The sequence below is a fragment of the Streptomyces sp. NPDC047315 genome (assembly GCF_040643215.1).
GTDB lineage: Bacteria > Actinomycetota > Actinomycetes > Streptomycetales > Streptomycetaceae > Streptomyces.
The window spans coordinates 20,680-33,986 of record NZ_JBEYTZ010000043.1 but is presented as its reverse complement, the minus strand read 5'-3'; the positions used below and the strand labels follow the sequence as shown (position 1 = coordinate 33,986).

10 protein-coding genes are annotated in these 13,307 nt (G+C 70.8%); 3 read left to right on the top strand and 7 right to left on the bottom strand.

From position 1 onward, the window contains the following. Nucleotides 1–22 precede the first annotated feature (22 nt). Genes ABZ842_RS34245 through ABZ842_RS34235 form a run of 3 tightly spaced genes read right to left on the bottom strand, consistent with a single transcriptional unit; the run spans nucleotide 23 to nucleotide 2,429 of the window. Entirely contained in the window at nucleotides 23–1,063 is a 1,041-nt protein-coding gene (locus ABZ842_RS34245; RefSeq protein WP_361546033.1) for an NAD(P)-dependent alcohol dehydrogenase, read from the bottom strand. A 36-nt stretch (nucleotides 1,064–1,099) separates the two neighbouring features. Continuing rightward, nucleotides 1,100–1,864 carry an SDR family NAD(P)-dependent oxidoreductase gene (locus ABZ842_RS34240; protein ID WP_361546031.1) on the bottom strand — a complete coding sequence of 255 codons (765 nt, stop codon included), beginning with the start codon at nucleotides 1,862–1,864 and terminating at the stop codon, nucleotides 1,100–1,102. A 10-nt stretch (nucleotides 1,865–1,874) separates the two neighbouring features. After that, a complete protein-coding gene (locus ABZ842_RS34235; RefSeq protein ID WP_361546028.1) occupies nucleotides 1,875–2,429 on the bottom strand; it encodes a 2,4'-dihydroxyacetophenone dioxygenase family protein in 555 nt (184 codons plus the stop codon). A gap of 187 nt (nucleotides 2,430–2,616) precedes the next feature. Between ABZ842_RS34235 and ABZ842_RS34230 the strand changes: the two genes are divergently transcribed. From ABZ842_RS34230 to ABZ842_RS34220, 3 genes are all read left to right on the top strand, one after another. Further along, nucleotides 2,617–3,618, top strand: coding sequence for an AraC family transcriptional regulator ligand-binding domain-containing protein (locus ABZ842_RS34230; RefSeq protein WP_361546025.1), 1,002 nt, complete (start codon nucleotides 2,617–2,619; stop codon nucleotides 3,616–3,618). Between the two features lie 287 nt (nucleotides 3,619–3,905). Continuing rightward, nucleotides 3,906–5,432 (top strand): long-chain fatty acid--CoA ligase, encoded by a 1,527-nt coding sequence (locus ABZ842_RS34225; protein WP_361546022.1) that lies wholly within the window; start codon nucleotides 3,906–3,908, stop codon nucleotides 5,430–5,432. A 254-nt stretch (nucleotides 5,433–5,686) separates the two neighbouring features. Further along, the gene (locus tag ABZ842_RS34220) at nucleotides 5,687–7,063 is read left to right on the top strand and encodes an MFS transporter (RefSeq protein ID WP_361546019.1); all 1,377 of its coding nucleotides are present in this window, start codon (nucleotides 5,687–5,689) and stop codon (nucleotides 7,061–7,063) included. Between the two features lie 161 nt (nucleotides 7,064–7,224). Here the strand turns inward: ABZ842_RS34220 and ABZ842_RS34215 are convergent, their stop codons facing one another. The 4 genes from ABZ842_RS34215 to ABZ842_RS34200 all read right to left on the bottom strand — a co-directional run bounded on the left by ABZ842_RS34215 (nucleotide 7,225) and on the right by ABZ842_RS34200 (nucleotide 13,273). Further along, nucleotides 7,225–8,583, bottom strand: a complete 1,359-nt coding sequence (locus ABZ842_RS34215; protein ID WP_361546016.1) for a hypothetical protein — start codon at nucleotides 8,581–8,583, stop codon at nucleotides 7,225–7,227. Between the two features lie 220 nt (nucleotides 8,584–8,803). Continuing rightward, entirely contained in the window at nucleotides 8,804–9,880 is a 1,077-nt protein-coding gene (locus ABZ842_RS34210; RefSeq protein ID WP_361546014.1) for a zinc-binding dehydrogenase, read from the bottom strand. A 28-nt stretch (nucleotides 9,881–9,908) separates the two neighbouring features. Next, nucleotides 9,909–11,369: an aldehyde dehydrogenase gene (locus ABZ842_RS34205; RefSeq protein ID WP_361546011.1), complete on the bottom strand. Its 1,461-nt coding sequence runs from the start codon at nucleotides 11,367–11,369 to the stop codon at nucleotides 9,909–9,911. 38 nt (nucleotides 11,370–11,407) lie between these two features. Continuing rightward, nucleotides 11,408–13,273, bottom strand: a complete 1,866-nt coding sequence (locus ABZ842_RS34200) for an alkyl sulfatase dimerization domain-containing protein (protein WP_361546008.1) — start codon at nucleotides 13,271–13,273, stop codon at nucleotides 11,408–11,410. Between the last annotated feature and the right edge of the window lie 34 nt (nucleotides 13,274–13,307).

The window sequence follows — 13,307 nt, the reverse complement described above, 5'->3', positions numbered from 1 at the left end:
GGAGCGGGGTGGGAGGGACGGTTCAGGCGCCGGGCAGGATCACGGCGCGGCCGGTGACCTTCCCGGCGTGCAGGCGCTCGTAGGCGAGGGGCGCCTCGTCGATGCCGTACGTCTCGATGTGCACGTCCAGCTCGCCGAGCCGGCCCAGCGCGAGCACTTCGGCCAGCTCCGGCCGGGTGCCCCAGTACGGGACGGACGCGGTGACGCCGTACGGGACCCGCCCGGCCGCCAGGCCGAGCCGACCGCCGCCGAGACCCACGACGGCGATCTCGCCCTCCTTCGCGACCGCTTTCGCGGCGGTCCTCAGCGTGGCGTCGTTCGCCACGAAGTCCAGTACCACCTCGGCTCCCAGACCGCCCGTCAGCTCCCGGATCCCGTCGGCCGCCCGCTCGTCGGAGAGCAGGGTGCGGTGCGCCCCGCAGGCGCGGGCGAGCGCCAGCTTCTCCTCGGCGACGTCCAGGGCGACGACCGTGGCCGCGCTCAGTGCGCGCAGGATCTGCACCCCGAGGTGCCCGAGGCCGCCGACGCCGATGACCACCGCCGTACTGCCCGGAACCAGCCGGTGCAGGACCCTTTTGACGGCGTGGTACGGGGTGAGGCCGGCATCCGTGAGAGGCACCGCCCGCACCGGGTCGAGGCCGTCCAGCGGCACCAGATGGCGGGCGGAGTCGACCAGGAGGTACTCGGCGATCGCGCCGGGCGCGCCGAGCCCGGGAGAGTGGATTCCCAGCCGCTCGGTGTGCGGGCAGTAGTTCTCCCGGCCCAGCGCACAGGCCCGGCAGACACCGCAGCCCCATGCTCCGTGGACGGCGACCGCGTCACCCGTGCGTACTTCCTCGACGCCCGGCCCGAGCGCGGCGACGGTGCCCGCCGCCTCGTGGCCGAGGGTCAGCGGCAGCGGGAACCAGAGTCGGTCGGCCGGCAGGCCCATGATGACCTCGTCCGAGTGGCAGACCCCGGCCGCCTCGACCTTCACGACCACCTGGCCGGGGCCGGGTTCGGGATCGGGCACGGTCGTCACCGACGGGGGCTGCCCGGGAGTGTGGTACTGGAACGCCTTCATGGCGGTGCTCCTTGCTGGGGGGTGCGGCCCGCCCGCTCAGCGGGCGGTGTAGCCGCCGTCGACGAGTTGATGGCTGCCGGTGATGAAATCCGCCCGGTCCGACAGCAGGAACGCCGTCAGTTCGGCGACGTCCTCCGCGGTGCCGAGCCGCCCCGCGGGATGCAGCGACGTCAGATAGGCGCGTTGCCGTTCGTCGGCGAAGGCCAGCAGCGGGGTGTCGACGAAGCCGGGCCCGACGGCGTTGACCCGGATGCCGCGGGACGCGTACTCCAACGCGGCGGACCGGGTCAGGCCCACCACACCGTGCTTGGCCGCGGTGTACGCCGAGCCCGACGCCAGGCCGACCGTACCGGCGACCGACGCGATGTTGACGACGGCCCCGCCGCCCGCGGCGAGCAGGGCGGGGATCTCGTACCGCATCGAGTGGAACACCCCGTCGAGGTTGACGGAGACCACCTGGTGCCACTCCTCGGCCGTCAGCTCGCCGACCAGGCCCCGGGTGCCGGTGATGCCCGCGTTGTTGACGGCGAGTTGCAGCCCGCCGAAGCGCTCCGCACCGGTGGCGACGGCCGCGGCGACCGCGTCGGGGTCGGTGACGTCGCAGGACACCGCGAGTGCGCGGGCGCCGCCCGCGGTCAGTTCGGCTGCGGCTTCGGCGGCGGCCCGGGCGTCGCGGTCGGCGACGATCACCGCCGCACCGCCCTCGGCGAGCCGCCGGCAGACGGCCCGGCCGATCCCGGAGGCGCCACCGGTGACGAAGGCGGTACGGCCGGCGAACTCGCCGGTCACGGAGGTGGACACGCGAGATCCCCTAGCGGTCGCCGGCCACGACGGTGGCCGAGCCGTTGATGTACCGGATGCCGCGGATGCCGTCCCGGACCGACCGGTCGACGAGGTACTGGATGGAAACCGCGTCCACGATGGAGTGGAACGCCCCCTCCTCGGTGAAGTTGACGTTGGCCCCGGCGACCCGGATGAACATCACCGTGTCCTCCGTGTTGTCGTCGGGGGTGTAGAAGGTGTGGACCGAGCCGCCGGGTTCGTAGAGGTACGACCCCGCGGTCTGCGGGTCGTTGGGGTACTCCCGGTACAGCCAGCGGCCCCGGAGGGTCAGCACCTCCGCCGGGCCGGTGTGGTAGTGGATCGGGAAGGAGAAGCCGGGCGGGACGGTGGCGAGCAGCACCCAGGTGCCGCTCTCCAGGTCGAGCCGCAGCACCTTGACGTCCACCCCGGGGCCGAGGGAGTCCTTGACCGGCGGCAGTTCGTCGCCGTTGACCGTCAGGAGGTCGTTCTGCGGCAGTGCGACGAGCGGAAGCCGGGAGCCGCTGGTGGTCGCGGCTATCGCGGGCGACGGATGAGTGGGCACGGGCGGGTCCCTTCTGGCCGGAGGCGCCCGGCGATCCGGCCGGGACGTATCCGCCGGCGGTCGTGCGGGCGGCGTCGGCGGCGGTGATCGTGCGGACCGTCCGCCGGACGCGAAGACTCCGTCATCGTCTCCGCTGATCAGGGACACGGACTTGACATCAGAAGACAACTGTTTGACTTTTGGGGACATGTCGCTGATCCGTGGCACGTCCCTACAGGGCTACTCCGAACTGGTCACGGCACTGGGCGCGGACCCGGGGCCGCTGCTCGCCGCGGCCGGGATCGCTGCGGAAGCCGCCGGCCACCACGACCGGTTCGTCCGCTACCGGAGCGTGGTCACCGCCGTGGAGGCGGCGGCCGTCACCACCGGAGCCCCCGACTTCGGTCGCCTCCTCGCGCTCCGCCAGGGGCTGGACATCCTCGGACCGCTGGCCGCCGCGGCCCGTACTGCGCCGACCACCGGACAGGCGTTCCGCGCCGTCCACCGCTATCTGGCCCTGTACAGCCCGGCGATCGTCGTCCCCATCGACCGGATCCCCGGCACCGGCCACGTCCGGCTGAGGTTCGAGATCGCCGTCCCCGGGCTGCCCGCGCACCGGCAGATCACCGAACTGTCCGTCGCGGCCACGGTCCGCGCGTTCCGGATGGTCATCGGCCCCGACTTCGTCCCGCTCTCGGTTCATCTGCCGCACGACGCCCTGGCGCCGGAAGCGGAGTACCGCAGCTACTTCACCTGCCCGGTGCGGTTCGCGGAGCCGTACGCCGGCTTTCTACTCAGGGCCGACGACCTCGCCCGGCCGCTCCGTTCGGACAGCGCGGTCCACGAGGTGGTCCAGCAGTATCTGACCTCCCTGACCGGCGACTTCACCGGCGGCAGGGTCTCCGGGCCGGTGCGTACCCTGGTGCGCCGTCTGCTGCCCGCCGGCAGTCTCGACCGCGATCTGATCGCCGGACACCTCTGTCTCCATCCGCGCACCCTCCAGCGGCGGCTCGCGGCCGAGGGGACCACCTTCGCCGCGCTCGTCGACGACGTCCGGCGCGAGGAGGCGGAGCGCTGGCTGCGCGACACGGACATGCCGATGGGGCGGCTTGCGGGGCTGCTCGGCTACAGCGAGCAGAGCGTTCTCACCCGCTCCTGCCACCGCTGGTTCGGGGTGTCGGGGACGCTTCACCGGCAGGCCCGCCGGTGACGTCCGAAGCCTGTCCGGCCGGCCCGCCCGCACCGGGTCACCGGGCCCCGCCGTTACAGGTAAGTGAATAGTCGGTATCGCATGAGTGAGGTGAGCTTCCTGGTATCTGACCACCTCACGACTATTGACCGAGGTGCCGAGCTCGGCGAAAGTGAATTGCAGATTCCGTCGCCAACGCCGCTGTGGCAGCGGGGTGACCGGCGCATGCCCGGACGGCCCCGGCCCGCCCGCGCGCCCTCCCCCGCTCCGCCTCCCGTTTCCGCCTTCCTCCAGGATGGGTGTCCGCCATGTATCTGACCCAGTCCCTGCACCGCGCCGTACAGCGTGCGCCGGACGAGACCATGACGATCTGCGGGGAGCGCCGCAGGTCGGCACGGGAGGTACGGGACCGGGTCGCCCGGCTCGCCGGCGGTCTTCGCGGGCTCGGTGTCGCCGAGGGCGACCGGGTGGCGATCCTGGCCGGGAACTCCGACCGCTACCACGAGACCTTCTACGCCTCCTGGTGGATCGCCGCCGCCGTCACCCCCGTCAACCTCCGCTGGAGCCCGGCCGAGATCATCGCGGCGCTGAACGACTCCGGCGCCGAAGTGCTGCTGGTGGACGAGCCCTTCCTCGGCCTCCTTCCGCAACTCCACGCGGGCTGCCCGGAACTCCGGACCGTCGTCTACTGCGGTGAGGCGGCCGGCCCCCCCGGCACCCGGGACTACGAGGAACTGATCGCGGAATCCGGTCCGGTCGAGGACATCAGGGCCGGGGGCGACCGGCTCGCCGCGCTCGTCTACACCGGAGGCACGACGGGGGAGCCCAAGGGGGTCATGGTCAGCCACCGCTCCCTGCTCACTTCCGCCCTCGGTACCCTCGCTTCGGCCGCCACCTCGGTGCCGGGCGGCCGGATGCTGGTCTCGGCGCCCATGTTCCACATCGCGGCACTGGCCGGCTGGTCGGGACAGAACAGCATCGGCGGTTCCTTCGTCTTCCTCCCCGGTTTCCGGGCCGAAGCCGCGCTCCGGGCCCTGGAGGAGCACCGGATCACCAGCCTTCCCCTGGTGCCGACCATGCTCCAGATGTTGATCGACCACCCCGACGTGAAGGAGTACGACCTGACCTCGGTACGGCGGGTGAGCTACGGCGCCTCCGCGATCTCCGAATCGGTGCTCCGGCGCGCCATGGAGGTCTTCCCGGAAGCGGAGTTCTTCCAGGGGTACGGCATGACGGAGACCGCCATGATCACCCTCCTGGGGGGCGAGGAGCACCGGGCCGGCGGGGCGCTGCTGCGCTCGGCGGGCCGTCCGCTCGCCCACTGCGAGGTGCGGATCGTCCGCCCCGACGGCACCGAGGCCCGGCGCGGCGAGGTCGGGGAGATCGTGTGCCGGGGTGACCACCTCATGCTGGGCTACTGGAACCGGCCGGAGGAGACCGCCGTCGTACTGCGCGACGGCTGGATGCACACCGGCGACGGCGCCTTCATGGACGACGACGGCTACGTCTTCATCGCCGACCGCATCAAGGACATGATCATCACCGGCGGCGAGAACGTGTACTCCGGCGAGGTGGAGAACGCCCTGGCCGCCCATCCCGCCGTGGCCTCGTGCGCCGTCGTCGGTCTGCCGGACGAGCACTGGGGCGAACGCGTGCACGCCGTCGTGGTGCTCAGGCCGGGGACGGCGGCGACCGAGGAGGACCTGCAGGCGCACGTACGGAAGCTGATCGCCGGTTACAAGGTGCCCCGCAGCGTCGAGTTCGCCGAAGAGCTGCCGATGTCCGGCTCGGGGAAGATCCTCAAACGCGAACTGCGGGCCGGAAGGGCCTGCTAACAGGCCCCGCTGCGAGGCCGCCGGGCGGGACGGGGAAACCCCTCCCGCCCTTTCGCGCCCCACCGAGGTGAATCTCTGGTAACCATCACGATTCGTGGATGCGTCAGAGAAAGCCTTGTGAGAAGCCTTGCCGTGGCTTGTTTGTGATGCTTCCCTTTCGTTCTGGTGAGAGCACCGGTCCTGTGGAGAGCCGGAAGTGAACCGAGTGAGTCGTGCCCGCCGCCCCCTTCCCGACTTCTTCGAGGGAGATCCCCATGACCATCCATGCGGACCGCACAGCCGATCCCGCCTCCCCGGGCGGCGCCGTACCGCCGGCGGGCCGCCCGGCCGAGCGCCGCGGCTGGCTCGTCGTCTGGGCCCTGGTCCTCGTACTCGTCATGAACTACGCGGACAAGATCATCACCAACATCGCCGGACCCTCGATCATGAAGGACCTGGGGATCGGCGAGGCCCGGTTCGGTGTCGTCCAGGCCAGCTTCTTCGCCCTCTTCGCCGTCGGCAGCATCCTCGGCGGCTGGCTGATGACCAGGATGCGGCCGTGGATCCTGCTGCTGGTCATCATGGTGATCTGGTCCCTCAGCCTGCTCCCGATGGGCTGGCAGGTGGGCTTCGGCACCCTGGTGGCGATGCGCGTCGTGCTCGGCTTCGCCGAAGGGCCGACGACCGCGCTGGCCATGTACATCGCGCACACCTGGTTCCCGCCGGAGAAGCGGGCGCTCCCCAGCTCCGTGATCATCGCGGGCGCCAATGTCGGCGCCGTGATCGGCGCACCCACTCTGACGTGGATCGTCACCGACCACTCCTGGAACGCCGCCTTCGTCGCCCTGGCCGTGACAGGTCTGGTGGTGGCCGCCATCTGGCTGGTCGTGGGCCGGGAGGGGAACCAGGGCGGCGCCGGTGCACATGCCGCCGGGAGCGTTTTGCCGGACCGGGTCCCCCTACGGGCGGCCCTCACCACGGCCTCGCTGATCGGCATCTCCGTGATGTTCTTCGCGGCCTACGCCTCGACCTCGCTCAAGATCACCTGGCTGAAGCCGTATCTGGAGCAGGGGCTCGGCTACGAGGCCCGGACCGCGGGCAATCTGACCGCCCTGCCCTACCTCGGTGGGATGATCGCCGTCATCGCCATCGGCTTCGTCTCCGCCGCCCTGACCCGGCGGGGCGTGAGCAGCAGGATGTCCCGGGGCGTCCTCGGGTCCTCCCTGGTGATCGCCGCCGGGGTGCTGCACCTCGCCTGGGCGCCGCTGGACGCGGGGCCGCTGCACATGGTGCTGCTGGTGCTCAGCGCCTGCATGGGGTCCGCGGGATACGGTGCCACGTTCGCCGCGATCAGCGATGTCGCCCCGCTGAAGCAGCGCGGAGTCGTCCTGGCGGCCGTGACCGCGGTCTACGGCCTGGGCGGCTTCCTGGCGCCGCTGGTCCTCGGCGGCATCGTCGAGAACGCCGCCACCAAGGCCGCCGGCTACACCAGCGGCTTCACCCTGGTCGGGATCGTGCTGATCGTCGGCGGACTGGTCGGACTGCTGATGATCAACCCCGAGCGGGACGCGGCCAAGCTCGCCGCCATCGCCGCGGCCGAGGCCCCCGCGTCCCCCTCCGGCCCTGCCGAAGGGGTTCCGGGCAAGGAGTGACCGTGCCGGGGGCGGCTTGTCCACCGCCCCCAAAGCGGAGATCCGGTGCCGCTGTGGCTGTGGTCCTCCGCCACCGGCATGACTGACACCAACTGCACGACCCCATGACCGTCACCGGGCCGGCCCGTGACGTGTGCGGCAGCGGATGAATGCGCACGGTTCTAGCCCTCTGTGTGGACGACAGCCTGACCGTCGGCGGCGGTGATCGAGATGGCCGACAGGTCGAGTCGGGCGTCGACGGACCCGCCCAGGTGGACCGCATCAGAACTACGGCCGTCCGCGCTGATCCCGCCGACGGCATTCAGGCTGTCCAGTTCGCCGTCCACATCGACGGTGACCAGGGAGTCGCCCCGGGTGGCGATCTTCCCGCCGACGGTGGCCCTCCCGATCCGGCCGCCGGGCTTGATGCTGAGCGCGGTCGCGGCGAGGTTCATCTGCACTCCGCGCACCAGGCTGGCGCCCACGCCGCCGGAGGTGACGAGGTCGCCGCGGATGTCGAGCACGGGCAGGTCCTTGCTGACCTGCACGCCGACCGCGCCGTCGCCGGTGGTGGTGATGGAGTCGAACTGCGCGTGCCGCAGTGTCCCTTCGTACACGTTGAAGCCGCGCGCTCCCACTCCGTGGGTGGCGATCGGGGCGCGGACGTCGAGGTGGTCGATGTCGCCGAAGTTCACGAATCCGATGCCACTCGGCCCGTTCGAGGTGACCGGCGCGGTGGACTCCCACTCGACGACCTGGCCCCAGTTGTCGAGCACCATGTCGTTCTGCCCGTAGGTGGTGACGGCGCCTGCGGTGTGGACCTTCTCCACCTGGGCGCCCGAGATCACGAACACTCCGCCCGAGATCAGATCCGGCGTCCCGGGCGGGATGCCGCCATCGGCGTGGATCTCGCCGGTGCGCAGAACGCTCACCTTCGTCACGCCGCCGTCGCCCACTCCGGCCCAGTCACCGTGGCCGCCGACGAACACGCCACTTCCGCGCGCCGGAGTCTCGGCACTGCCTACGGCGATGTCGAGGAGTTCGGCGGTGATCACCACGGCGGGGTCGGGCTGCCGGTTCCACAGGGTGAACGCTCCTTGGAGGGCGTCGACGCCGAAGCCGTGGGGTCGGGCCGCCCGACCTCGCAGGTCCGCGGCCTCCACCAGCAGGGTGTCGACGTGAACATGCCCGGAGTACACCGCGTCCTCGGCGAGCAGAAGGACCTGGCCGCGGGTCCGCACCCGGTGCAGAGTCAGGGTGCCGAGGTCCGCGACGGTGGTGTCGTTGCCGATCGCAACCTCGTGGTCCGGGCAGCGGACGGTGACGTTCTCCAGGATGTTGTCGCGGGTGAGCCGGATCCCGCGGGCCCCGAATTCGAGTGTCCCGCCCCGCAGCCGGACGCCCGGGGCCAGCGTCAGCATCGGCATCCCGGACACCGTGCCCTCGACCTCGATCGCCGGATCCCCATCCCGTACGGCGTCCATCAGTTCAGCCGCCGTGGACACCTTCCGCCACTGTGCCGCCGCGCTTGCTGGTGCCATGACCGATGCCTCCAGTCCAGGATTCGGGCGGGCGCACCCAGTGCGTACGGAACACCCCTCGGCCCGCCACCCGCCCGGCTCCTCTTCACACCGTACGGCCGCCTGACTGTGCCCGCGATACCGCACCACGAGCAAGGCCTCGTCCGTCCCGCGGCCGGCCGGGGCCTGGGGCATGGTGGTTCGACAGACCCTGGTCCACCGCCCCACCGCACTGGCCGAATCAGGCGATGTCGATGACCGTGCGCAGTGCCTCGCCGGTGTGCATCTGACGGATCGCCTCGTTGATCCCGGTCAGCGGCACATGATGGGTGATCATCGACTCCAGGTCGATTCGGCCGGCCCGCCACAGGTCGAAGATCGTCGCGTAGGTGCGACGGATGTCGTCACCGCCGTAGAAGGAGGGAAGCACCTTCTTCTCGTTGAGGACCAACTCCGCCATGCTCAGGTCGTTCGGGTCCGTGCGGGAACCGGCGCCGACCAGGCACACGGTGCCACCGAGGCGGGTGGCGTCGTACGCGGAGCGCAGCGTGGCCGCCTTGCCGACGGCCTCGAAGGCGTAGTCGAAGCCGTGGCCGTCGGTGACGCGCTGGGTGACCTCGGCCAATTCGTCCGGGGCGACGGCTTGGGTGGCGCCGAACTTGAGTGCCATGTCGCGGCGGTTCGCGGTCGGGTCGACCGCGATGATCTGCGCGGCTCCGGCGACCTTCGCTCCTTGGAGGATGCTCACTCCGACGCCGCCCAGGCCGATGACGACGACCGAGGAGCCCGGTCGCACCCTCGCGGTGTTGAGGGCGGCCCCGATCCCCGTGGTGACGCCGCAGCCGACGAGCGCGGCAATGTCGTACGGAACGTCGTCGGGGATCGGGATGGCGGCATAGGCAGCGATCACCGTCTCCTCGGCGAAGGTACCGGCGCCCAGCATGCCGGGCAGTACCTTCTCGCCGTGCCGGAAGTTCGGATTCGCGAGGTTGCCGTAGCCGCTGCGGCACAGGTGGCCGTCGCCCGCCTTGCAGGCGCGGCACCGGTCGCAGGGCGGCATCCAGCAGACGATGACGCGGTCGCCCGGCTTGACGTGAGTGACGCCTTCGCCGACCTCGACGACTTCACCGGCGCCTTCGTGGCCCGGGACGAAGGGCGCGGGGTGGCTCAGCACCCCGTTCATCGCGGACAGGTCGGAGTGGCACAGACCGGCCTTGTGCATTCTGATCCGCACCCGGCCGGGGCCGAAGGACACGGAATCGACCTCGGTGACGTCGAGGGTGTCGTCACCGGTGTTGTGCAGTATCGCTGCGTGCATGAGGGGCTCTCCTCGTGAAGGGCGGGGATCAGCTGGGGTTCGGGGCGGGAAGGTTGACGGCCTGGTACTCGAAGTAGGCGGCGAGCCCTTCCGGGCCGAACTCCCGCCCGATGCCCGAGTCCTTGAAGCCGCCGAAAGGGGCGGCCAGATCGAGGCGGAAGCCGTTGACCGTGATGGTGCCGGTGCGCACGCGTCGGGCGACCTCGGTCGCCCGGTCCGGATCGGCGCTGAAGACGGCCCCGGACAGGCCGAACGCGGAGTCGTTGGCGAGGGCGACCGCCTCGTCCACGGTCTCGTAGCGCAGGAGACAGACGACCGGGCCGAAGATCTCCTCACGGGCGATCCGCATGTCGTTGGTGACGTCGCCGAACAGCGTGGGACTGACGTACCAGCCGGTGCTCAGCCCCTTGGGAACCCCGCCGCCGGTGAGGACCTTCGCGCCCTCCTCCCGCCCGATCCTGATGTACTCAAGGTTCCGCTCCTGCTGCTGCCTGGTCACCATCGGTCCGACCACGGTCGTGGGGTCTGCCGGGTCTCCCACCTTCAGTCCGGCGAACGCGCCGGTCAGCGCGGCGGCGACCTCGTCGTACCGGGAGGCTGGAACCAGGACACGGGTGAGGGCCACGCACGCCTGACCGCTGTTGGCCGCGCAGGTGCCGCCGACGACGGCGGGCACCGCCACCGCAAGGTCGGCGTCGTCCAGGAGGATCGCGGCGGACTTGCCGCCGAGTTCCAGGGAGACGCGTGTGAGGTTCTCGGCGGCGGCGGCCATGATGGCCTTGCCCGCGGCGACCGAACCGGTGAAGGCGACCTTGTCGACGTCGGGGTGGGCCACCAGGTACGCGCCAGTCTCACGGCCGGCGGGGAGGACGCTGAGCACCCCGTCGGGGAGTCCGGCCTCCGCGCAGACGTCCGCGAGCCAGTTGGCGTCGAGCGGGGTCTCCGGCGACGGTTTGAGGATGACGGTGCAGCCGGCGAGCAGTGCGGGGGCGAGTTTGCCGGCGATGGTGAGCTGGGGGACGTTCCACGGGGTGATCGCGGCGACCACCCCGACCGGCTCCCTGCGCACCAGGACCGGGCCGCCGGTGCCGGGACGCTCGTCCTCCTGCGAGAACCGTTCGGCGGCGGCGAGTGCCACCTCGAACGCACCGACGGCGGAGAGCGCCTGGCCGCGCACCGAGAAGAGCATCGGGGAGCCGTTCTGCAGGGTGACCAGCTCCGCCAGTTCCTGGTGGCGGGCCGCGATGGCGTCCTTGATCCGGGTGACCACCTCGGCGCGCTCCACGAGGGACAGTCGCGGCCAGGGGCCGTGGTCGAATGCGGCCCGCGCCGCGGCCACCGCCTTGTCCGCGTCCGCGGGGGTGGCGTGCGGAACCCGCCCGACGACCTGCTCGGTCACCGGTGAGACCACCTCTATGGTCTCGGTGCCCGCGGGTTCGACCCACTGTCCTGCGATGAAGAGGGTGTGGTGTTCCACGATGTCGGTCATGTGCTGGCTGCTCCTCGACGGGGGTGGGACGGGCGGGCTCACGGGAGCGCGATCGGGAAGTGCAACGGGGGCTCTTCCAAGAGGCCGAAGAAGGTGGCGAGGACGCTCGCGTCACCTTCGAGCCGGACCGTTCCGGCGTCGGTGGCCTCGGCGAACGTGGTCCGCCTAGCCAGCACCAGGTCGAAGGTGGCACGGTCCAGGCGCAGGGTGAGGTGCGGTGCCTCCCCGCCCGGTGCGTCACCGCGCATGGGGGTGAGCACGCCGTTGCCGACGAGGAGGGTCCACGCCTCGTCCTTGTCCGGAAACTCCCAGCGCATGAGCAACCGGTGGGCCGCCGCGCGCGGTCCGTCCAGGCGCACCGCGAGGGACTGGAAGATCTGTTCGGTGGTCAGACCGGCGAGCATGTCGAGGCTCTGGTGGTGCGGCTCGCTGCCGGCCGGGCCGTCGGCGTCGGCTCGCAGTTCCTGGGCGCCGGTGAGGTAGAAGTTGCGCCAGACGCCGTTCTCCTGGGCGTATCCCAGCGCCTCGTAGGTGCAGGCCTGGAGTTCGCGCGCACCAGCGTGCTCTGGCTCCGCGAACAGCACGTGGTTGAGCACCTCCGCCACCCAGCGCAGGTCGCCCTGTTCGTATGACTCGGCGGCCTTGGTGACGACGGCGTCGGCGCCGCCCATGAAGGCCACGTACCGTCGGGCCTGTTCGACCGGCGGGTGCTGCCAGAGATGCGCGGGGTTGCCGTCGAACCACCCCATGTACCGCTGGTAGACGGCCTTGACGTTGAGGCTGAGGGAACCGTAGTAGCCGCGGGTGTGCCACGCCGAGCCCACCTGACCGGGGAACGAGGTCAGCTCCTCCGCGATCTCCGTGCCGGTGAGACCGCGGTTCATCAGTCGGACGGTCTGGTCGTGCAGATACGCGTAGGCGTCACGCTGCTGGGTGAGGATCTCCAGCACCTTGGAGTGGTCCCAGGTGGGCCAGTTGTGCGAGCCGATGAGGATGTCGGCATCGTGGAAGAGTTGGATGCACTCGGTGATGTACCCGGCCCAGGCTCGGGCGTCGCGCACCAGCGCGCCGCGCGGAGTGAGCGTGTTGTGCAGCGTGTGGTTGACCATCTCGGCGACGAGCAGGACCTTGTGGTCGGGGAAGTAGAAGTTCATTTCCGAGGGGGCTTCGGAGTCCGGCGCCAGTTGGAAGACGAACCGTATGCCGTCCAGCGTCAGTTCCTGGCCGGTGTGGGTGACGGTGACGGTCGGGGGCACCAGTCCGATGGTGCCGGTGGACAGGGCCTGTGCGATGCCGAAGCCGACCGTTCCCCGCGGTCCGGCGGGTAGGGACTTGCCGTACATGTAGACGGCACGGCGGCGCATGGCGGGCCCTGCGAAGACGTTCTCGCTGACGGCGTGCTCCATGAAGCCCTCGGGCGCGATGACGGCGACCTCGCCCGCGGCGACCGCGGCGGCCGTGGTCACACCGAGCGTCCCACCGAAGTGGTCCCCGTGGCTGTGGGTGTAGACGACGGCCCTGACGGGGCGCTCACCGCGATGGCGACGGTACAGTTCCAGGCCGGCCGCCGCGCACTCCTTGGAGACCAGCGGGTCGATCACCACGACGCCCGACTCCCCCTCGACGATCGTCATGTTGGAGACGTCGAGGCCGCGTATCTGGTAGAAGCCCGGGGTGACCTCGAACAGGCCCTGCGCGGTGTTGTGTCCGGCCTGGCGCCACAGGCTCGGGTCGACCGTCGGGGGGCAGGTGTCCTCGGTCAGGAAGTCCCAGCGGTCGTTGTCCCAGACCACACGGCCTTCGGCGGTGCGGATGACGCAGGGTTCGAGCTTGTCGATCAGCCCGCGGGTCGCATTGATGTGGTCGGTGCGGTCGTCCCAGTTCAGGTCCGATGTGGTCGTCATGGTTCCTCATCCAGTCGGTGCCGAGGAGATGCGG

Excerpts from the sequence above, each read along its gene's own strand:
- ABZ842_RS34245 (WP_361546033.1), bottom strand. The coding sequence starts at position 1,063 with ATGAAGGCGTTCCAGTACCACACTCCCGGGCAGCCCCCGTCGGTGACG.
- ABZ842_RS34230 (WP_361546025.1), top strand. The coding sequence starts at position 2,617 with ATGTCGCTGATCCGTGGCACGTCCCTACAGGGCTACTCCGAACTGGTC.
- ABZ842_RS34225 (WP_361546022.1), top strand. The coding sequence starts at position 3,906 with ATGTATCTGACCCAGTCCCTGCACCGCGCCGTACAGCGTGCGCCGGAC.
- ABZ842_RS34220 (WP_361546019.1), top strand. The coding sequence starts at position 5,687 with ATGACCATCCATGCGGACCGCACAGCCGATCCCGCCTCCCCGGGCGGC.
- ABZ842_RS34215 (WP_361546016.1), bottom strand. The coding sequence starts at position 8,583 with ATGGCACCAGCAAGCGCGGCGGCACAGTGGCGGAAGGTGTCCACGGCG.
- ABZ842_RS34210 (WP_361546014.1), bottom strand. The coding sequence starts at position 9,880 with ATGCACGCAGCGATACTGCACAACACCGGTGACGACACCCTCGACGTC.
- ABZ842_RS34205 (WP_361546011.1), bottom strand. The coding sequence starts at position 11,369 with ATGACCGACATCGTGGAACACCACACCCTCTTCATCGCAGGACAGTGG.
- ABZ842_RS34200 (WP_361546008.1), bottom strand. The coding sequence starts at position 13,273 with ATGACGACCACATCGGACCTGAACTGGGACGACCGCACCGACCACATC.